A 22,877-nucleotide genomic window follows, 5' to 3' on the forward strand; every position below is an offset into this window, starting at 1 on the left:
GGCCCAGCGCCAGCAGCGCCGCGCTGATGGCTTCAAGCCGGGATCAGCCTGGCCTTGCGGCGCCGGGCGCTGACGCCCACCAGGCCAAAGCCGGCGATCAGCATCGCCCAGCTGGCCGGTTCCGGCACGGCCGAACCCGTCAGGCGATAATTGGCGCCCAGCACACGGAACACCGTGCCCAGATTGTTCGCGCCGCCTTCGGACGTGGTGCCGAACAGCCGAGCCTGGCCGTCAACCGTCAGCCCGCCGAGCGGTTTGGCGCCATCCAGGCCATCGAAGCTGTGCAGAGTGACAAAATTGCCATTTTTGGTCAGCTTGAAGATGGTGCCGGCATCCATGGCGCCGCCCGCCGAGGTGATCCCGTAAAGCGAGCCGGCAGAATCGACCAGCAGATCCCCATAGGGAAAGCTGCCATCGGCGCCATCAAAGCTGTGCAAGGTGGTGAAGCTGCCATCGCTGGCCAGGCTGAAGATCGTACCGGCATTATTGGCACCGCCGCCAGCGGTCATGCCAAACAGCGTGCCGGCGGCATTGGCCGTCAGGCCGCCAAGTGGGCCGGCCCCGCCCACGCCATCAAAATGATGCAGGGTGGTGAAGGTGCCGCTGCTGGTCAGGCTGAAGATCGTGCCGGTCGTAAATGTGCCACCGGCCGTCGTCGTGCCGTATAGCGTGCCGGCCGCATCAATCGTCAGATTGCCATAGGGTATCAGGCCTTCGGGAAGATCGAAATTGTACAGCGATGTGAAGCTGCCACCGCTGGTCAGGCTGAAGATCGTACCGGCCGTGGAGTTGCCGCCGAAAGCCGTCACGCCATAGAGCGTGCCCGCGGCATCGGCCGTCAGGCCGCCAAAGGGAAAGCCGCCGCCCAGATAATCAAAATTGTGCAGTGTGGTGACGGTGCCGCTTTGGGTCCGGCTGAAAATCGTACCAACAAGGTCGGTGCCGCCAAAGGACGACATGCCATAGAGGGTTTGCGATGCGCCGAGGATCACGCTGCCAAAGGGATAGGCGCCATCGCTGGTCTCAAAGCTGTGCAGGCTGGAGAAACCGGTGTTGCCAAAGCTGAACACCGTGCCCAGGCCATTGCTGCCGCCATAGGTCGTCATGCCGAACAGCGTGCCGGACGCATCAACGGCCAGACTGCCATAGGACGGCGTGCTGCCATCAGCCCCGTTGAAGCTGTGCAGCACGTCGATCCCCGCGGCCGTCGCCGGCGTGCCCAGCGCCAGCGTCGCGGCCACTGCAATTCCAAGCCCGACCCTGCGCATAACTACTCCTTAACCATCAAGAGACGCTTCACTGGCCAGCCCCGCAACCCCTGTCAACCCGTCGCCACGGTTAACGAACATCGCACGTTGCCAGCCACGCGCCCGTGCCGCAATCAACGCAAATTCGGCAGGTTTGTGGGCCTGCCGCCGGGGCCTTGCGCCACCCGCAGCCATCAGAAGCGCGCGGACGCTTGCAGCGAGAACCACTGGCCGTTCAGGGTCGGGTTGTTGCCGCTGGTCTGGCTATATTCTGCCTGCAGGCTCAATCGCAGCCGACTGGCCAGCGGCACCGTCGCCCTGACGCCGGCGCCGGCTCCGAACAGGCGAGTGTAGGGCAATTCCAGGGCCGTAGCCTGCTGCAACCAGCCGAAGGCGCCGGCCGCATGCAGATAAGGCTCCAGCCCAAAGCGGCCCTCCAACGCCCGCAGCACCATTTCCGTCCGCCCGGCGACGCCCTGATCGACAACCATGGTGCCGCTCGGCGGCCCAGAGACCAGATCGTTGCTGACCCCGGCAAATTGTTCGGATCGCACCAGCGCGGTGCCAAAGCTGCTTTGCCCGCGCACCGTCAGTCGCAGGAGCACCGGCCGGCGGAACAGGCCGGCTTCGGCCCGCACATCGGCAACCAGCTTGTTGAACACCGCATCGGCGCCGGCGCGCGACAGGGGTTCATCGACACCAACGTCTTGCGCGCGGCGGGCACCCAGCCCGGCCAGACCGTGGGAATATTCCACGTCGAACGCCGCACCGATGCTGCGCCCGATGCGCTGATTGCCGTTCAGGCCAGCGCGCAGCACCCGGGTTTCATCGCGCGACAACGGCACCGGAAAGCCCAGCAGCAGCGACAGGAACTTGTCGGCGTTGGCATCGAACTGCAGGCGGCCAAGCAGGCTGGTTTGCCGGTTGCGCACCAAGGGATAGGCCAGGCGACCGGCCACCCGGATGAACTGGCTTTCCAGTTGCAGCTGCGCCAGGGCGCCGCCCAGCCGCGAGGAACTGAGCACCGTGTCCATGCCGGCAGCCAGGCCATGCGTGCCGATCGGCAGATCGATGGACAGGCCGGCATAGCGCCGCAGCGCCGCCGGGCCGAAAGACAGATCGGCCCCGGCGGTGGCGGCAGTCAGACCAATGCGTTCGCCCTGCCCCAACAGATTGTTGAACGCCAGCGAGCCGGTGATCTGATTGCGCCCGAATTCCGCAGCCAGCCGGTTGTCGCCAGCGATCATCAGGTCGAACGGGCGGTAATCGCCCGAAAGGATCAACACGGTTTCGCCAGTGGTGTTGCCGGGCGCCAGCGCGCTGGACAAGGTCAAGCCCGGCGTGTCGCCGGCAAGCAGGATGGCGCGTTCGATCTGTGTCGTGGTGGCGTTGCGGCGATTCACCAGCGCGAGCAGCACATGCGTCACCCTGGTGCGCGCGCGCGCCGGCAGGGCCGTGGCGTCGATGCGGGCGATATAGCCGGCCACCACCGAAATGCCGATGTCGGCAGCGTCAGGGTTGAGATTCTGCACCGGCACGAACACCCGGACCAGCGGGAAGCCGGCGTCCAGAAAATGCTGCTGCACCCGCAAGGCGGCGCGATAGACTTCGTCCAGCGTGACCTGCCTGCCGGCGACGGGCAGCAGGTCGTCCGGCACGGCGGGCAAGCCGGCCAGATCACCCCGCAGCGTCACCGCGGCCAGCTTCACCGAAATCGCTGCGGCGCCTTCGGGGATCTCCAGGCCGACCGTGGCGGGCAGCTGGATGGTGGCCGCTGGCGATTGGCGTTCCAGCTGCTGGCCGGGCGGCAATTGGCTGGGGTTGGGGATGCTGACCTGCGCGGCCGCCGGCGCGGCCAGCCCGGCCAGGGCCACTGCAAGATATTTCAACATGCTGGCCCGCGCAATTTCACCGGCGGGCGCCGAACCGGCACCCGCCCTTGCGACGCTCATGATGGCACCGGTTGTGGCGCATGCCGGCTTATCGTCTCTGCTGGATGCCGGGCGTATAGGTCACCCTGGGAATGCAGCAGGAAGCGGGCGGCGGCGGCGGTGGAAGGACGAGCATCAGGCCCGGCGAGCTACTGACGATATAGTTGCGCGCGAAGCCGGGGAGGATATCGATCCGGTAATTGCCCGGCGTACTTGACCTGGCCGCAGTGAATGCCTGCGGCAACACGGAAAAGGCGGAGGCAACCGTGTCAACCGCCAGCCCCGGGCGAGGCGCCACAAGACCCTGGTAGCTGAGGTTGATCGTCGGCAAGGCGAAGCCAGCAACGGATGTCAGCGTGGGGGCTGAAATGGTCAGGCGGGCGGCATTGATCGTGAACCGGACAGGTTCAAACTGGATGGTATAATTCGGCCCGGCGGACAGCGTGCCCTGCCGGATAAAGTAGGACGCCACATCGTTGCCGGCATCACGGCTGAGCAGCCCGGTGATGGTGTTGGCGATCGTGTCGCTGTTCTTCAGACCCGGGAGCAATTCATTGGATCTCGTCGTAAAGACGGAAAAAAGGAAATTGGGATCGGCCTGGCCATAGGTTTTCTGCTGTTGCGCTTGCGGAATGACCCGCACCACCGCGGGCCTGACCAGCACATAGGCGTTGTCCAGAAGCAGGCGATAGTTGGGATTGTTGTCGGCCAGACTGCCCAGGGTGATCGAATATTGGCCGACTTCGCTATACTGGGTGGCGTTGGTGCCCAGCGAACCGACCAGCGAGTCACCATTGACCAGGCCGGTCAACGTGGTGAAGCCTTGGGTGATGCCGCTCACGGTGAAGGGCAGGCTGCGACGTTGTACGCCGAATTCAAAAACAAAGTCGGGTACGTAATCCCCATAGGTCCGCTCCACCGTGGTGGGGGTGATCACGATCGGCCGCCGCACAACATCCAGGAAGGCACCGTTGTAACTCAGCAAGTAATTGTTGGTCGCCGTCAGCGAGCCTTGGGTGATCGCATAGCGGCCGGCATTGCTTCTGACCGTGGTGCCCGATGTCAGGCTGCCGGTCAGCACATCGCCATTCACCAGGCCGCGCCCGCCCACCTGATAGGACAGGGTCGGGTTACCATCGCCATAATATCGGTCGGCATTCAAGGCGGTGATCGTCAACGGGCGTTTCGTGATGGTGATCGTGCCTGCTGCATCGGTGATCGCGTAATTGTTGCCGGCGGTCAACGTGCCCTTGGTGACAAAATATGTGCCAACATTGCTGGTCGACCTGGCATTGGTGGCCAGCGCACCGGTCAGCGTGTCGCCATTGACCAGGCCGGCGCCAGACAGAACATAGGTCAATCCCGGCACGGCATCGCCGTAAACCATGTTGAACGAATTCGCCGTGATGGTGAGAGGCCGCTTTGTGATGGTAAGGGCAGCGTCGATGAAGTTGATGGCGTAATTGCTGCCGGCCGTCAGGCTACCGCGGGTGACGCGCCAATTGCCCACATCCGTCAGATGGATGGGCCGGCCTTGCGATGTGGTCAAGGCACCGCTCAACGTATCGCCGTTGATCAGGCCCTGGCCGCTGAGGGTGTAAACCAGCGCGGCCTGCGTGCCATAGGTGCGGTTGTTGTCGCCAAGGGCCGTGATCGTCAGGCCGCGCTGGGTGACGGTGTGGGCGGCGGTAACCAGCGTGATGGCGTAGTTGTTGGGGTGATTCTGAGCCCGCAGGGTTCCCAGACTTATGTTGTAAGAGCCCACATTTGTGGTGGCGGTCACTGGTGAAGCCAGCGACCCGGTCAATGGGTCGCCCTGAACCAGCGTTCCGGCTGACAGCGTATAACCAAATGTCGAAGGGGCGCCCTGCCCATAAACCGCGGAGATGGCATTCGCAGTCACGGTCAGCGGCCGGGGGGTGATGACCAGATTGCCCGGGTTGAAGGTAACGGCATAGTTGCCGCTGGCGGCCAGCGTGCCCTGCGTGATCGCATAGGAGCCTACATAGGCATATAGGCCCGCCACGCTCTGCGAGGTCGGCAGGGCGCCGGACAAGGTGTCGCCATTGACCAGGCCCAAGCCGCCAATCGTGTAGGTGAGCGCCGGGGTTGCATCGCCATAGACCTTGGTCTTGGCATCGGCGGTGATGGTCAGCGGCCGGGGCGCCACGGTCAGATTGGCGCCGGTGAAGCCTTGCACCGCATAATTGCTGTTGGCGGCCAGCGTGCCCTGCGTGATGGCATAGGCACCGACATTGCTGGTCAAGCCGGGGGTTGTGGCCAGCGCGCCGCTGAGTGTGTCGCCATTGGCCAGGCCCAGGCCGCCGACCACGTAGGCGAGCGTCGGGTTGGCATTGCCATAGAAGCGACTGAGCGCATTGGCCGTGATGCTGATCGGCCGGGCGGTGACGACAAGATCGGCAGGCGTGAAGCCCTGCAGCAGATAATTGCCGCTGGCGGCCAGTGACCCTATCGCGATGCCGTAAGTTCCTACATTGCTGGTCAGGCCGGCGCTGGTGGCCAGGCTGCCACTCAGGCTGTCGCCATTGGCCAGGCCCTGGCCGCCGACGGCGTACGTCAAAGCCGGATTGGCACTGCCATAGACGCGGCTTTGCGCATTGGCGGCGACGGTGATGGGCCGCGGCGTGACGGTCAGGTTGGCGCCGATATAGGTGACGGCATAATTGTTGTTGCCCACATTGCCCAGCACGATGGGGAAACTGCCGACATTGGCAGCGACGCCGACGGTGCCCAGGAACGGGGTCAGCACATCGCCATTCGCCAGCCCCATGCCGCCAAGCGTGTAAGTCAGGGCCGGGTTGGCATCGCCATAAAGGCGGGTCTGCGCGTTGGCCGTGAGGATCAGCGGACGGGCGGTGACCGTCAGATTGGCGGCGTTGTAGGTGACGGCATAGTTGCTGCCGGCCGCCAGTGACCCGATCGTGATGCCATAGCTGCCAACATTGCTGGTAGCCGCGGCTGTCGTGGCCAGCGCGCCGCTGAGCGTGTCGCCATTGACCAGCCCTTGGCCACCGATGCCATAGGTCAAGTCCGGGTTGGCCTCACCATAAGTCCGGCTCAGCGCATTGGCCGTGATGGTCAATGGCCGCGCAGTGACGTTCAAGACCCCGCCGTTGAAGAGCTGCACGAAATAGTTGCTGCCGGCCGACAGCGTGCCCAGCGTGATGCCATAGCCACCAACATTGCTGGTGATGGTGGCGGTGGTCGCCAAGCCGCCGCTCAGCGTGTCGCCATTCACCAAACCCTGGCCGCCGATGGTATAGGTCAGCGCCGGGTTGGCATTGCCATAGACACGGTTCAAGTTGCTGGCAGAGATGGTCAACGGCCGCGCCGTGACAGTCAGGTTGGCGCCGGTGAAGTTGATCGCATAATTGCTGCTGGCCGCCAGCGTGCCTTGCGTGATGGCATAGGCGCCGACGTTGCTGCTGACGGTGGCCGTGGTCGCCAGCCCGCCAGCCAGATTGTCGCCATTGACCAGCCCGAAGGCTTCATAGGTCAAGGCCGGGTTGCTGGCCCCGTAAATCCGGCTTTGCGCAAAGGCATTCACCGTCAATGGCCGCGCCATGATGATCAGATTGGCACCGATGTAGCTGATCGCATAATTGTTGCCGGCACTCAGCGTGCCTTGCGTGATGGGGACGTTGCCCACGCCGGTGGTTGCGACCGCCGTACTGGCCAGGCTGCCGCTCAGCACATCGCCATTCACCAGGCCCAGGCCACCCACGGCATAGCTGTTCGGCGGGTTGGCATTGCCATAAACCCGTGCCTGTTCAGCGACAGTGATGGTCAGGGGCCGGGCGGTGACGGACAGGTTGGCGCCGGTGTAACTGACGGCATAATTGCTGCTGGCGGCCAGCGCGCCTTGCGTGATCGCATAATTGCCGACGCCGCTGGTGGCGCCGGCCGTGGTGGCTAGGCCACCGCTCAACGCGTCGCCATTCACCAGCCCCTGGCCGCCGACAGTGAAGGTCAGCGCCGGATTGGCATTGCCATAGATCCGGCTCTGCGCATCGGCGGCAATGCTCAGGGGCCGGGCGGTAACAGTCAGGTTGGCGCCGGTGAAACCCAAGGCGTAATTGCTGCTGGCGACCAGCGTGCCCTGGGTGATGCCATAGGCGCCGACATTGCTGGTCGTCGTGGCCGTGGTGGCCAGGGCACCGCTCAGCGTGTCGCCATTGACCAGCCCCTGGCCGCCGACCGTGTAGGTCAACGCCGGATTGGCGTTGCCATAGACCCGGCTTTGGGCATTGGCGTTGATGGTGAGAATGCGCGGATCGACGGTCAGCGTGCCGGCGGTGAAGCCGGTGACTGAATAGTTGGTGGTGGCCGCGAGCGTGCCTTGCGTGATGGCATAGCCGCCGACACTGCTGGTGGCGCCGGCCGTTGTGGCCAGGCCGCCAAACAATGTGTCGCTATAGGCCAGGCCCATGCCGCCGACCGTGTAGGTCAAGGCCGGATTGGCGTCGCCATAGCTGCGGGTCAAGCTGGTGGCGGTGATGCTGATGGGCCGTTTGGTCACGGTCAACAGCGCGCCATTATAGGTGTCGATGCTGTAATTGCTGTTGCCCAGGGTGCCACGCACGATGTTGTAGGAAGCAACAGGGCCGGTCGGGCCGGTGCCCACGGCCAGCGCGCCGGACAGCGTATCGCCATTCACCAGCCCCATGCCGCCCACGCTGTAGGTCAGGGTGGGGTTGGCTTCACCATAGACCCGGCTTTGGGCGTCGGCAGAAATGGTCAGCGACCGCGCGGTGACGCCAAGATTGGCACCGGTATAGGTCTGGATGGTGTAATTGCTGTTGCCCAGACTGCCCAAGGTGATGGCATAGCTGCCGACGTTGCTGGCCGTCGTGGCGGTTGTGGCGAGCGCGCCGCTGAGCACGTCGCCATTCACCAGCCCCTGGCCGCCCACAGTGTAGGTGAACGCCGGGTTGGCATTGCCGTAAATCCGGCTCGCCGCATCGGCGGTGATCGTCAGGGGCCGGGCCGTGATGCTGAGGTTGGCGCCCGTGAAACCCAGGGTGTAATTGCTGCTGGCCGCCAACGTGCCTTGCGTGATGGCATAGCTGCCAACGCCGCTGGAGGCGCCCGCCGTGGTGGCGAGGCCGCCGGACAGGGTGTCGCCATTGACGAGACCATTGGCGGTGAAGGTCAACGCCGGGTTGGCATTGCCATAGATCCGGCTCAGCGCATCAGCCGAGACCGTCAGGGGCCGGGCGGTGATGGCCAGGTTGGCGCCGACATAGCTGAGCGCATAGTTATTGCTGGCAACCAGCGACCCTTGCGTGATGGCATAGCTGCCGACGCCGCTGGCGGCGGCGGCCGTGGTGGCCAGCCCGCCGGTCAACGCATCGCCATTGACCAGCCCGGAGATGCCGTAGGTCAGCGCCGGGTTTGCGTTGCCATAGACCCGGCTTTGCGCGTTGGCGGTGATGGTCAACGGCCGCGCGGTGATGCTGAGATTGGCTCCCGTGAAGCCCAGGTTGTAATTGCTGCTCGCCGCCAGCGTGCCCTGGGTGATGGCCACGCTGCCCACACCGCTGGTGGCGCTGGCGGTGGTGGCCAGCACGCCGCTCAGCAGGTCGCCATTCACCAGCCCAGAGCCGCCGACCGTGTAGGTGAACGTCGGGTTGGCATCGCCATACACCCGGCTGAGCGCATTGGCCGTAACGGTCAACGGCCGGGCGGTGACGGACAGATTGGCGCCGGCGAAACTGGTCAGGCTGTAATTGCTGCTGGCCGCCACTGTGCCCTGCGTGATGGCATAGCTGCCGACATTGCTGGCGGTGGTTGCCGTGGTGGCCAGAACGCCAGAAAGCGTGTCGCCATTCACCAGGCCCTGGCCACCCACGGTGAAGGTCAGCGCCGGGTTGGCATTGCCATAAATCCGGCTGAGGGCATTGGCGGTGACCGTGATGGAACGCGCAAAGACGTTCAGCGAGGCATCAAAGAAGCTGAACGTATAGCCCTGCGCAGCCGACAGGCTGCCCAGGCTGCCGGTGATGGCATAATTGCCCACATTGCTGGTGCCGGTGGCGGTCGAAGTGAGGGTTGGCGCCCCGGTGACCGACGTGGCCGCGGTGTCACCATCGATGAAGCCGGCCAGGCTGTAGCTGAACGTCGGGTTGCTGGCCCCGTACATGCGGCTGGCGTTGCTGATGAACACCGAAAGGCTGGGCTGGACGCGATAGGCAAAGAAGCTGCCGCCGGGTGCCAGGGCGCTGAAGGCAGACGCAGTGGCCACGCCATAGCGCTTCAGATAGCCGGTCACGCCTTCCAGCGTGTTATCGGGCGTTTCTGACAGCACCGCATAAGTGCCGCCGCCGGTCAGCACCAGAGCGCTGCTGCCGGCGTTGTTGGTGAAGTTGCCGGTTTCCGCCGCGATTTCGATCGCCCGGCCGGTGCCGGATGCGGTCAGCACGGCACCGCTGTTCAACACGACATTGCTGCCGCTGGAGGGGCCGGCATTGCTGATCGCGATGCTGCCAGCGGTGATGCTGTTCAGCGTGACATTGCCGCTGGTCTTGAGGGTCAGGCCAGTGCCATTGGCGAGGGTGGCGGAAACCGCGCCCGTGCCGGCATTGATGCTGGTGCCGCTGGCCATGGTGATGCTGGCCGCACCGACCTGCTTGTTGGCGTTGACCGTGGTCGCATCATTGCCGCCGCTGTTGGCAATCAGCGTCAGATTGCCGTTGTCGGTGGTGATGGACGCATTCAGCAGGATTGACCGGCCCGCCCGCAAGGAAAGCGCGCCACCATCGCCGCTGGCGTTGTTGACGGTGAGCGCCTTTTGCAGCGTGATGTCGTTCGATGCTTCCAGGCTGATCGACTGGCCGGTGGACAGCGCCGCTGCCAGCCCGGTCACGGAAATATTGCTGGTGCCGCCGGGATTGGTGGCAAAGCTGAGGTTGCCGGGTGACGCCCCCGATGCCGGCTGCCGCACGGCCAGCACATACCCGGTGTTGGAACCGATCACGAGCGAACTGGCATCAGCGCTGTACGACAAGGCAGAGCCAATTTGCAGCGTGGTGCCAAGCGCAGTGGTGTCGAAATTGCCGGCACCAGTGTAACCCCGGCCCATGGTGCCGATCAGCGTGCCGCCACCAAAACTGGTGTTGGAGAAGCTGTAAAAGCGAATCGCCCCGTAGGCCGTGGCGCTCGGTACGAAGCCGAGGTTGTTGAAGGCCCCAATCGCCAGCTGATCGCCAGCCGCGTTCAACGCAATGCCATAGCCCATGAGTTCGCCCGCAGACTGGGTCGAGACCACGTTGATATCGCCAGCCCCGGTATAGCCACGGCCGATGGTGCCAACCACCGCGCCACCGCCAAAGCTGGTGTTGGTGAAGGTGATCAGCCGCACCGATCCCCAATCCAGGTTGCCGCTGGCACCAAAACCATCGTCTGCAAAGGCACCCACGGCGAGCCGATCACCGGCGGCATTCATGGCCAGGCCAATGCCCAGGAGATCACCGGCTTCCAGGCCGGTGCCAAGATCAATATTGTTGCCACCGGTGTAGCCACGGCCGATGATGCCGGCCTGTGCGCCGCCGCCAAAGCTGGTGTTGGTGAAGGTGAACAGCCGCACCGCACCGGAACTGCTGTACAGATTGCCGGCGCCGTCATCGCCAAATGAACCGACGGCCATGCGATCACCGGCAGCATTCAGCGCGAGAGAAACGCCAAATGCATCATCGACTTCCAACCCCGAGCCCACATCGACATTATTGCCGCCGGTGTAGCCGCGGCCGACAATGCCGGCCAGCGTGGGGCTGCCAAAGCTGGTGTTGCTGAACGTGAACAGCCGCACCGATCCGGAGTTGGAGAAACCATTGTTCAAACCGTCATCGCCGTTGGCGCCCACCACCAACCGATCGCCAGCGGCGTTCAGCGCCAGCGAATTGCCGAGAAAGTCGCCAGATTCCAGTGCCGATCCCAGATCCAGATTGCCGGTGCCGGTATAGCCACGACCGATGATGCCGGCCAGCGCTCCGCCGGTGAAGTTGCTGCTGGTAAAGGTGAACAGGCGCACACTGCCCGATTGGGCGACATTCCCGGCAAAGCCTGCATCGGCTTGCGCACTCACCACCAGCCGATCGCCCGCCGCATTCAGCGCGACGCCCTTGCCGAAGGTCGTATTGGCGGCCACACTGCTGGTCAGGTCCAGTGAAGGGATGCTGGAAATGGGACTGCCCCGGCCCAGCAGCAAGGTGTAGGACCAGGACGACACCGACACGGCGTCACCAATTGTGATGAAGCTGGGGTCGAGCAGCACCCGACCGCCCATGCCGGTATCGATATTGGCGAGATCGACGTAGCGCAGCTCCTCCTTGCCGGAAATTTCCGCCGCGCCGCCGCCGCGCAAGCCGGTGGCGCGCACATTGCCCAGCATGGTGGTCTGCTGGTCAGACCAGATGATCGCGCTGCCGCCAAAGCCGCGCGCGGACGACACATCGATCACCACGCCATCGTTGACAAAGGTCTCACTGGCATTGGCCAGGCCCGGCAGGTCGCCAAACCGGCCTTCAAACAACGCATGATCAGCCTGGGTTGTACGGTCTGCCGCGCCGCCCATGAAGCCGCCGCCAATGCGGATCAGCCCGCCCTGTTGCAAGCCGCGCGCCGCCAACTGGGTGGACAGCAGGCGCACCGAAGCCCCGGTCACATCGATGTGGCCGCCCTGCCCCAACAGACCATTGGCCAGATAGGTGCCACTGGACATCAGGTCGCCGGCGGCCTGCACGGAGACCGAACCGCCGTTGATGCCGCCCGAAACATCGGTCAACCCGGCGACATTTTCCAGAACATCGCCGCCCGACCGATAGAAAACGCTGCCGCCATTGCCACGCACGCCGCGCGCATCCACCGTGCCCGCCAGCGACAAGGCCTTGTCGGCAGCGATGGTCACCGTGCCGCCGGTGTCGCCGCCAACGCTGATGACTCCGCTGACGCCAACCGCGCCGCCCGTGATGCCGACATTGCCGCCGGTGCCGGCGGCTCCGCTGGCATTGATGACGCCCTCCAACTGCACCAGGCCCTGGCCGCCGTCGATCGTCACGCTGCCGAGCGAAACCGTGCCGCCGGGCCCCTGGCTGATCGTGGTGGCCACCAGTTCGCCGCTCACCTTCACGGCACCCAGCATCAGCTGGCGGGCGGTGGCGGCGGCCAGATAAATGCGCCCGCCTTCGGCACTGGTGCTGCCACCGGCCTGCACCAGCGCCGACAGGGGCCGGCCAAAGGCATCGGTGATGTTGTCGGCTTCACTGGCCGGGACGGCGACCGACAGGAAATTGTCGCCGCTGAAATTGATGGTGACGGCATCGCCAGCGGCATAACCGATGCGGCCAAGCCGGGCCGAAACCACGCCTTCATTCACGACATTGCTGCCCAGCAGCGCCACGGCGGATCCGGCCGTGATGGTGCCGGCATTGGCCACGCCGCGCGCCTGGCCATTGCGTCGGAACTGGAAGGTGCCGCTCAGGAAATCGGCATCGGCAATGTCCAGCGTGGAGGCAACGAAGCTGCCGGCATCAACCCTGCCGCCCTTGGTGATGGCGATTCCGTTGGGGTTGATCAGGAACAACTGGCCATTGGCGGTCAGCGTGCCGGCGATCTGGCTGTCCATATTGCCGGTGACGCGGAACAAGGCTGCGGCATTGGCGCCCGGCTGCACGACAGCCACTTGATTATTTGCACCGATATCAAAGCTTTGCCAATTGACAATGGCGTGATCGCTGGACTGGATGACATGCAGACTGCCGGGGTTTGACCGGTCAATCGTCACGGTTCCGTGCACCACATCCGCTCCGCCCGGCAACGCCCTGGCCGCAAGCGTGGGTGGCAACGCTTCTTGAGCGAGGGCGGCAGCGGCTCCATGCAACATGGTGGCTGTCAACAGAATCGCCCGCATGTGCATCATCAAGCCTTTGTAATCTCTGGTGGCCACAACATGGCCCCCACTTTCGTCGTACCGAATGCGGACGTCCCTACAGTCACCCGTTTAGAATAAGTTAAGCCTCCACATCAAGTGTCTGTTTGCTAACAAATTGGCTGGTTGCGTCCGCGTCGGGTGGGTTTTCCCCTATGGGCCCGACGAACCGGTGGCCCCGAACCAGTCGCCCCAGTGCCGGGAGACTGAGCCGCGCCAAATTGACCGAGCCAGAAGATGACCGTTGCTGAGATGCAGATGGCTGAGAAACAGGCGTGTGCGCATCGGTCGTAGTGTATGGATGCGTCTCCAGTCTGTGCTGCAGGCGAACATGATTTCGATTTTGTGGCGCTGGCTGTAGAGCAACGGGTCGTGAGCGGTTTGCGGTTTGACCTGGACGGGATGCGGGGCGCAATGCCGCCGTCTGCGAGCAAAATGCGGAACCCGTTTCTGTAAAATCCGCCGTCATATTCCTTGTCGGCAACCATCTTCTTGGCTGCCGATATGGCATGGGTTTGACGAGCCAAGCGCCAGCGACGGCCAGGCAAGCGAAGACTTGTCCAATGGAAGCGCTTCAGCCATCGTGTCGAGGCTGGGACAAAGGATTGTGATGACCAGGCATGGGCATACGATCGGGATGGCGTTGCTCGTGCTGGCGGCGGCTGCCGTTGGCGGGGCGCCGACGCCGCAAGTCGATCGCTTTTCGCCGACCGGCAGCGTGCAGGCGCCCGAACAGATCGCAGTGCATTTCACGACGCCAATGGTGGCGCTGGGCGATCCGCGGCTGCCGACACCGGTGGCCGGCAATTGTTCGACGGGCGCCAGCGGGCGTTGGGCCGACACGCAAACCTATGTGATCGACCTGCCGGCGGCGCTGCCCGGCGGGCAATTGTGCCGCTACACCCTGATGCCGGGGTTGCGCGATGCGCGCGGCGCGGCGGTCGGCGGCGCCCGGCAGTTCGGCTTCGACACCGGCGGGCCAGCGGTGCGGGCGGCACTGCCGGAGGATGGGCGGGTCGAGGAGGATCAGCTGTTCCTGCTGGCGCTGAACGCGCGGCCGACGGCGGTGTCGGTAGCCGCAGGGGCGGCTTGTCTGATCGAGGGGGTCGGCGAGGCTGTGCCGCTCGACATCCAACCCGATGCGGCGCGCGACAAGGTGCTGAACGGGGCGGCCGGCGACTATCGCGTGCGCCGGCTGTTGGAAGCGGCGGGGTGGCGCAAGCCCGAATATGGCGACGATGCGGTGCCGCCCAGGGCCGTGATCGTGGCAGCGAAATGCCGGCGCACGCTGCCGGCCGGGGGCAAGGTGACTTTGCTCTGGGGCGGCAGCATCGTTTCCGCGGCAGGGTTGAAGGCAGGTGCGCCCTATCGGGCGGCGGTCGAGGTGCGGCCGGCATTCACGGCGCGGTTCGAATGTGCGCGGGTCAACAGCGCGGCATCCTGTTCGCCACTGGAACCTATGCGGCTGAGCTTTGCTGGCGAGGTGGCGCTGGCACAGGCAATGGCGGTACGGCTGATAACGCCCGATGGCCGGGCGCTGGCGCCGGTGGCGCCGAAGCAGCGGGTGGCGACCATGGGGCAGGTCGAATGGGCGGCACCTTTCACCGAACGCGCGCAGTATCGGATCGTGCTGCCTGCGCGTCTGCGCGACGATGCCGGGCGGGTTCTGGTCAATGCCGGGCGGTTTCCGCTGACGGTGGCGACGGGGGATTTCCCGCCGTTGGCAAAATTTGCGGGGACATTCGGGATTTTGGAGGCAGCAGAGGGCGGGGTTTTGCCCGTGACCCTTCGCGGGATCGAAACGCCGGTGGCGGCGCGCGGGATCGCACTGAATGCGCGGGCGCTGCCGGTGGAGAGTGATGGCGCGGTGGCGGCGTGGTTGCGGCGGCTGGATGAGGCCGAGGAACGCACAAGCGTCGAAGAGCCGATCGCGGGTTCCAAGGACACACAGAGCATCGAGACGACGCGCAGCACACCGTTGATTGGGCAAGGTGCCGGCGCGCGCAGCTTTCGCATCGGGCGCGACAAGGACCCGCGGACGTTCGAGGTGGTGGGGATTCCGTTAAAGACGCGCGGGTTCCATGTCGTCGAGATCGCGTCGCCGGCGCTCGGCAAGGCGCTGCTCGGGGCACTGCAAGGAGGGGGCAGCACGCGCTATGTGGCGACCGGCGCGCTGGTCACGGACATGGCGGTGCACTGGCAGTGGGGCAAAGGCCGCAGCCTTGCCTGGGTGACGCGGCTGGCCGATGCGACGCCGGTGGCCGGCGCGGTGGTACGGGTGACCGACAGTTGTTCGGGGCGGCTGTTGTGGCAGGGCCGCAGCGATGCGGCCGGGCGGGCGCTGATCGGCGACGTGCTGCCGCCGCCATCGAGCTATGGCAGCTGCAAATATGGCACCGACCGGCCGCTGATGATCAGCGCGCGGACGGCGGACGATTACAGCTTCACCTTGTCGAACTGGGGCAGCGGCATCCAGGGCAGCGATTTCAACCTGACGCAGGGCTGGGGATACCAGCCGACGGTGGTGCACACCGTATTCGACCGCACGTTGCTCAGGCTCGGTGAGACGATCAACATGAAGCTGCTGGCGCGCCAGCGCACGGATGCGGGCTTTGCGGCGCCGCCGCCGTTCACCACCGACAAGCTGACCATCCGGCATCTGGGGTCTGACACCGATTTCGAGACGGTGCTGGCGGTGAAGGGGGCGAGCGCGACGGCCAGCTGGACAGTGCCGAAGACAGCACCGTTGGGGGATTATCAGCTGCAGATGGTTGGCGCGGATGGCGAACAGCGTGCGGTCGGCAGTTTCAAGGTCGAGGAATATCGGTTGCCGGCGGTGCGGGCAAGCGTTGCGGGACCGCGCGGGCACCTGGTGGCGCCGACGCAGGTGCCGGTGGACCTGGCGCTGACTTATCTTTCGGGCGGGGCCGTGGCGGCGGCGCCGGTCAAGCTGCGGACAATCGTGGAGCCACGCACGGTCAGCGTCCCCGGCTATGACGACTGGTCGTTCAGCGGCGAGGCAGTAGTGGCAGGGATTGTGCCACTGGGCAGCGATGGCGAGGAGCCTGAGGTGGCGCGAGCGCCGATGCGGGCGCGCACCGAGCCGGTGGCGCTGGGCCCCAAGGGGGTGGCGCGGATCGTGATCGACGGCTTGGTGCCGGTGGCGGTGCCATCGCGGCTGGTCGCCGAAATGGATTATGACGACGCCAATGGTGAAGTGGCGACGACGTCGGCGCGGATCAACCTGGAGCCGGCGGCGGTGCGGGTGGGGGTGAAAACCGACGGCTGGCTGGCGAAGGCTGATGACCTGCGATTGCAGATGGTGGTGGTTGATCTCGACGGACGGCCGGTCAAGGGCCAACGGGTGACGGTGAAGCTGTTTTCACGCGAGACTTATAGTTACCGAAAGCGGCTGATCGGCGGCTTTTACGCCTACGACAACAGCCGCGAGACGAAGCAGCTCGATGCCGAGTGTGCGGGCACGAGCGATGCGCTGGGGCGGCTGGGGTGCAGTCTCGATGCCGGGGTGTCGGGCGAAGTGGTGGCGGTGGCAGAGACGAAGGACGCGGCCGGTCGGGTGGCGCGGGCGTCAACGTCGGTGTGGCTGGCGGGGGATGACGACTGGTGGTTCGGCGGCGACAATGGCGATCGCATGGACGTGGTGCCGGAAGGCGCCGCAGTGGCAGCCGATGGCGTCGCCCGGCTGCAGGTGCGGATGCCGTTCCGCAACGCGACGGCGCTGGTCACCGTGTTGCGCGACGGCGTGATCGACAGCTTTGTCACCCAGCTTTCGGGCAAGGACCCGGTGGTCGAGGTGCGGATGAAGGCGGGCTATGCCCCCAATGTCTATGTGTCGGTGCTGGCGGTGCGCGGTCGGGTGGCGGGGTGGCGGCTGTGGCTGGCGGACCTGGCGCGGCGGTGGAACCTGCCGTGGATCAGCCGCGAGGCGGCGTCGCCAACGTCGCTCGTCGACCTGGCGAAGCCGAGTTACCGGCTGGGGATGGCGAAGCTGACGGTGGGTTGGGACCGCCACCGGCTGGGCGTGACGGTCGCCAGCGACCGGCCGAGCTATGCTGTGCGCAGTGCCGCGAAGGCACAGGTGACGGTAACGCCGCCAAAGGGGCGGGTGTTGCCCAGGGATGCCGAGGTGGCGTTTGCCGCGGTCGATGAGGCGCTGTTGCAATTGCAGGACAATGACAGCTGGGATGTGCTGACGGCGATGATGGCGGAGCGGCCGCTGGGCGTGGTGGTGGCGACGGCGCAAACCCAGGTGGTCGGCAAGCGGCATTATGGCCGCAAGGCGGTGGCGGCCGGGGGCGGTGGTGGCGCTGGTGCGGGCATGGTGCGGCGCGATTTCAATCCGCTGCTGCTGTGGCGGGCACGGGTGCCGTTGGATGCGCAGGGCCGCGCGATGGTGCCGTTGCGGCTGAATGATTCCCTGTCAGGCTTCCGGCTGGTGGCGGTGGCGACGGCGGGGCCCGACCTGTTCGGGACGGGGATGACGACAATCCGGACGACGCAGGATCTGCAGTTGCTTGCCGGGATTCCGCCGTTGGTACGCGATGGCGACGCCTATGTGGCGACGGTGCTCGCGCGCAACACGACGCAATCGGTGATGCGGGTGCGGATGACGGGCAATGCCGGCGCGATCGTGCTGCCGCCACTCGATCTGGTGGTGGCCGCGGGCGGGGCGCAAACAGCGGCGTGGCGGGTGGTGGCGCCGGCGAGTGGCCCGGTCGTGTGGCGGGTGGCGGCGAAGGCGGCGAGCGGCCAGACGGATCAGGTGGAGGTGACGCAGGCTGTGGCACCGGCGGTGCCGGTGGAGACCTTGGCAGCCAGCTTTTTCCCGGCAGGGAGCCCTGCCCTGCCGCTCGCGGCGCCGGCCGGCGCATTGCCAGGTCGCGGCGGCGTGGTGGTGGCCGCAAGCCGATCGCTGGGCGGCGATTTGCCCGGCGTGCGGCAGTATATGGCCGCCTATCCCTATGATTGCATGGAACAAAGATTGTCGCGCGCGGTGGCGCTGGGCGATCGCGCGGCATGGGACAATGCGGCGGCGGCGTTGCCGGGGTATCTGGATGGTGATGGCCTGGTGCGCTTTTTTCCGGCGGCGTGGATTGCCGGGGATGATGCGCTGACGGCGTATATCCTGCGGTTGTCGGCAGCGAGTGGTTGGGCGCTGCCCCAGGCCACGCGGAACGCGATGGTGCGCGGCTTGACCGGCTTTGTCGCCGGGCGGGTGGTGCGCAGCCACGCGAATGTGCTGGTGGTCGACAAGGGTAAAAGCGTGGCGGGCTTTGCCGACCTGTCGGGCGACGGGCCGCCGCGCCTGGTGGCGGCGGTGGCGGCGCTGGCGGCGGCGGGCGCGGCGACACCGCAGATGGTCGAGCCGTTGAACGTGGCACCCGATACTTGGCCGACGGTCACGGTGATCGACTGGATCGAGGTGCTCGAGCGGCTCCCGGTGGCGAATGGCGCGGCCAAGCTGGCGCAGGCCGAGGCGGTGTTGCGCGCGCGGATCGATGTGCAGGGCACGACGCTGAGGATCACGCGCAGTGATTCACCGTTCCAGCTGCTGGCCAGCCCGGATTCCACGGCGGCGCAGTTGCTGTTGCTGAGCAGTCGCCGGGTCGGGTGGCGCGCGGATGCGCCGCGGATCGCGCGGACGTTGATGCTGGGGCAGCGGCGGGGGCATTGGGATACGACGCCGGCCAATGCGCTCGGCACGCTGGCGATGCGGGCGTTTTCGCGGGCGTTCGAGACGGCGCCGGTAACGGGGACGACGCGGGTGGCGCTGGGCGCAGATAAGGTCAGTTTTGCGTGGAACGGGGCACCGGCGGCACAAACCCTCGCTTGGCCGAAATTGCCGGCAGCGCTGACCAGCAGCCATGCGGGTGGTGGGGCGCCCTGGTTGATGGTGTCGGCGCGGGCGGCGGTGCCCTTGAAGGCGGCGTTTGCCAGCGGTTTCGGCTTGAGCCGGCAGGTGACGGCGGTGAGCCAGGCCATGGCGGGGCGGTGGAGCCGCGGCGACGTGATGCGGGTGCGGTTGACAGTAACGCCGCGGGCGCCGGCGGAATGGGTGGTGATCAACGATCCAATGCCGGCCGGCGCGACGATCCTTGGCGGCTCGCTGGGCGGGCGGTCGCAATTGCTGGCCGGCACTGAAGGCGGCAGCGGCGAGCAGCCGAGCTTTGTCGAACGGCGCGGCGATGCGGTGCATGCGCATTATGCGGCGCTTGGCCGGGCAGCGGTGACCTATGAATACACGGTGCGGTTGGGCAGCGTGGGAACGTTCCGGTTGCCGCCGACGCGGGTCGAGGCGCTCTATGCGCCGGAAATGATGGCGATGCTGCCAAATGCGCCGGTGGTGGTGGCGGGGCGGTGAGGCGGACGCCGGGGTGACAGGATTGCGCTGGCTGTCAGTGTCAGTCGCGGCGGCGCTGCTGCTGTTCGTGGTGACGATGCCCGATGCGCCGCCGGGGTTTGCGGCGGTGCGTGGCGCGGCGGCGACAAGCGAGGCGCGGTTGCTGGCACGCGATGGCCGGGTGCTCGAAGTGCGGCGCACCGATCCGCACGTGCGGCGGCTCGATTGGGTGCCGCTGGAGCAGATCAGCAGCGCGCTGATCGCGCGGATCGTGGCGTCAGAAGACCGGCGCTTTGCGGACCATGGCGGGGTGGACTGGACGGCGATCGGCGGCGCGCTGCGCGACCGGCTGCGCGGGCAGAGCGCGCGGGGGGCGAGCACGATCACCATGCAGCTTGCGGCGCTGCTGGAGCCGGCGCTGGGCAGCGCGGGAGACCGATCCTGGCGGCAGAAAATCATGCAGGCGCGTGCGGCCTGGGCAATCGAGCGGACGTGGACGAAGCGGCAGATCCTGGAAGCGTGGCTGAATTTGCTGCCGTTGCGCGGCGAGCTGGTTGGGATTGATGCGGCGGCGCGCGGGCTGGCTGGGCGGGCGCCAGCGGGGATCGGTGCGGCGCAGGCCGCCGTTCTGACGGCGTTGGCGCGTGGGCCCTCGGCAGGCCCAGCGGTGGTGGCGGCACGCGCCTGCCGGGCAGCGCCGGACCTGTTGTGCCATGACGTGGCGGCGACGGCTGCGGCGATGCTGGGGCCGCGGACGGCGATCCTCGGGCCGGGGCTGGCCCCGCAACTGGGCGACCGGTTGCTGGTGCCGGGCACCAGGGGCGCAGTGCAGACGACGATCGATCTCGATATCCAGCGGCTGGCGACCGAGGCCCTGGTGCGGCAACTGGCGGCGCTGTCGCCGCGCAATGCCCGCGACGGGGCGGTGATCGTCGTCGACAATGCCAGCGGGGAGATCCTGGCCTGGGTGGGATCGGCGGGGCCGGCGTCGACCGCGGCGGCGGTCGATGGGGTGACGGCGCCGCGGCAGGCGGGATCGACGCTGAAGCCGCAACTCTATGCGCTCGCCTTTGAGCGGCGGCTGCTGACCGCGGCGTCGGTGCTCGACGACGCGCCGGTCGATCTCGATACCGCCTCGGGCCTGTACATTCCGCAGAATTACGATCGCAGCTTTCGCGGACCGGTGACGGCGCGGTCGGCGTTGGGCAACAGCCTGAACGTGCCGGCGGTGCGGACGCTGATGCTGGTCGGGGTCGATGCGTTTCGCGACCGGCTGTACGATGTCGGTTACAAGGGGATCAGCCGCGACGGGGATTATTACGGCTTTTCGCTGGCGCTGGGGTCGGCGGAGGTGACTCTGCTGGAACAGGCGGCAGCGTTCCGGGCGCTGGCGCGGGACGGGCGCTGGTCACCGCTGCGCATCCGGCCCCAGGTGCGGGGCGATGCGGCGCCGGCCGATAGGGTAGTGATCGCAGCGGCAGCGGCCGGGATCGTGCGCGACATCCTCGCCGATCCCTCGGCGCGGACGGCGACGTTCGGCGAGGACAATGGCCTGGCCATGCCGTTTCCGGCGGCCGTGAAGACCGGAACGTCAAAGGCCTTGCGTGACAATTGGTGCATCGGTTTTTCGGATCGATTCACGGTCGGGGTCTGGGTGGGGAATTTTGAAGGTGACCCGATGGTGGGGGTGTCGGGGATGACCGGGGCAGCGCCGGCCTGGGCGCGGATCATGCTGGCGCTGCACGCCGCGGTGCCGGGGCGGGGCTTTGCGCTGCCGGCAGGGGTGGTGCGGCGGCGGGTGCATTGGCAGCCGGCGATCGAGCCGCCGCGCGACGAGCTGTTCCTGCGCGGGACAGAGCTTGCCACCGTGCGGATTGCCGAGGCGGCGGCGCTGCGGCCGCGGCTGCTGGCACCGGCCGACGGGGCAATGGTCGCCATCGACCCCGATATTCCGCCGGCGCAGCAGCAGGTGACGATCCGGGCGACGGGGTCATTGCCTGGGCTGGCCATCACGATCGACGGGCGGCGAGTGGCGCCAACCCGGGACGGCGACCGGCTGACAGCGCTGTGGTCGCCGGTGCCGGGAGTACATCTGATCGCGCTAACCGACGGTCGGCAAACCCTTGATCGGGCGCGGTTGGTGGTGCGCTGAGGACGTGGAGCAGGCACCATCGGCTATCGAAAGGCAATTGAGGCAGGAGCAAAGTTAAAGAAAATCCCCGTGCCGCAACTTTATTGCTTGGGAAACTCCTGCAAATACTGACCCAATTTCGCAGGGTCTCCGCTGCACGTCGTTATCCTTGAACCGCTCTGCGCCAGTTCAAGACTGCTTGCCATTGCTCAAAAGGCTGAACTTGGATGGCTCCGACACGCCATTGTTCAGCGCATGACCCAAGTTCGCCAGGTCAGGCCAATTCGCCGGTTATCGTCTTGATATATGACGCGACGGCCCGGTCCGTGTCGGCTGGCGCAGGGTTGTTGTAGAGTTCAACCGAATAAACCCCCTTGAAACCCGTGGCCTCGGCGTCCCGTACCAGACGCGCTGCATCAAACGACGTGTGCACATAGGTTTCCGGATCAAAGACCAGCCCCTTTGCCGATACGATATGCGTCACCGCCATCGCGGATTTCATCGCTTCATAGCGATCTCCGGGCGGCGCCCACGCCCCCCAATCCGGTTCGGCCTTCACGAACGGGTGGTTCACGGCCTGCACAAGCGCAATCAGATTGGGGATGGCAGCGGTGGCCCCGCCATGATTTTCCAGCAGCACGATCACGCCCAGCCGGGCGCCATGATCGGCCATCTGGCGCAGCACGGCGATGGCGGCCGCCTGGTTGATCTCGCCGCGGCTGCGATTGACGTTGAAACGCATGGAGGTGCAGCCAAGGACCCGCGCCTTGTCCAGCCAGACCTTGGCTTCGGCCACAGCCTGGGCCCGGTCATCAGCATCAGCGGCGTCCAGAGGCGGCATATCCTCCACCTCCACGCTGACCACCTGCACACCGGCAGCATCGGCAGCAGCGCGAATCGCCCGGCATTCGGCAAAACTGTGGCCGGCGGCGCCGAACTGCTGATCCCATAGTTCGATGCGGGTGACACCGAAACGTTGCTTCACATAGGCCGGCAAGGTCCGGTGCGACAGGCGCGGCATGGCCGTAGCGACGCTGAAGCGCCCTTCATAATGTGCGCGATAGGTTGAGCTGCTGATGGCGATCCGCGCCAGCTTGCGGGCCGGCACCGCGTCCGGGGCCTGTGCCCAAGCCGGCAGCCCCAGCGCCGCAGCACCCGAAGCCAGAAAAAACCGCCTGTCCGTCATCTGCCGCCGCCTGAAAAAAGCTCCGGACCATGGCGCCATGGTCCGGAGCAATGTTGGTTATCGGGGTTGGACAGC

At 66.1% G+C, this 22,877-nt stretch carries 5 protein-coding genes and 2 pseudogenes; 2 read left to right on the forward strand and 5 right to left on the reverse strand.

Features of this window, described 5'->3' with window-relative positions; translation table 11 throughout:
• Positions 1 to 32: 32 nt before the first annotated feature.
• The 4 genes and pseudogenes from AC6UUM_RS12760 to AC6UUM_RS12775 all read right to left on the reverse strand — a co-directional run.
• A pseudogene (locus AC6UUM_RS12760) lies at positions 33 to 137 on the reverse strand (PEPxxWA-CTERM sorting domain-containing protein); the annotation flags it as partial.
• Between the two features lie 36 nt (positions 138 to 173).
• Positions 174 to 1,268, reverse strand: a pseudogene (locus AC6UUM_RS12765) (choice-of-anchor tandem repeat GloVer-containing protein); the annotation flags it as partial.
• A gap of 173 nt (positions 1,269 to 1,441) precedes the next feature.
• Positions 1,442 to 3,139 (reverse strand): ShlB/FhaC/HecB family hemolysin secretion/activation protein, encoded by a 1,698-nt coding sequence (locus tag AC6UUM_RS12770; RefSeq protein WP_500802654.1) that lies wholly within the window; start codon positions 3,137 to 3,139, stop codon positions 1,442 to 1,444.
• A gap of 88 nt (positions 3,140 to 3,227) precedes the next feature.
• On the reverse strand, positions 3,228 to 12,992 hold the full coding sequence (locus tag AC6UUM_RS12775; RefSeq protein WP_500802655.1) for an MBG domain-containing protein: 9,765 nt from the start codon (positions 12,990 to 12,992) through the stop codon (positions 3,228 to 3,230).
• A 742-nt stretch (positions 12,993 to 13,734) separates the two neighbouring features.
• On the opposite strand from AC6UUM_RS12775, the gene AC6UUM_RS12780 reads away from it, so the two are divergent.
• Positions 13,735 to 19,506 (forward strand): alpha-2-macroglobulin family protein, encoded by a 5,772-nt coding sequence (locus AC6UUM_RS12780; RefSeq protein WP_500802656.1) that lies wholly within the window; start codon positions 13,735 to 13,737, stop codon positions 19,504 to 19,506.
• Positions 19,507 to 19,519: 13 nt separating this feature from the next.
• Positions 19,520 to 21,637: a penicillin-binding protein 1C gene (pbpC, locus tag AC6UUM_RS12785; protein ID WP_500802657.1), complete on the forward strand. Its 2,118-nt coding sequence runs from the start codon at positions 19,520 to 19,522 to the stop codon at positions 21,635 to 21,637.
• Positions 21,638 to 21,890: 253 nt separating this feature from the next.
• Here pbpC and AC6UUM_RS12790 read toward each other — a convergent pair whose 3' ends face one another.
• A complete protein-coding gene (locus tag AC6UUM_RS12790) occupies positions 21,891 to 22,802 on the reverse strand; it encodes a sugar phosphate isomerase/epimerase family protein (RefSeq protein WP_500802658.1) in 912 nt (303 codons plus the stop codon).
• Between the last annotated feature and the right edge of the window lie 75 nt (positions 22,803 to 22,877).

Source organism: Sandarakinorhabdus sp. (assembly GCF_987265915.1).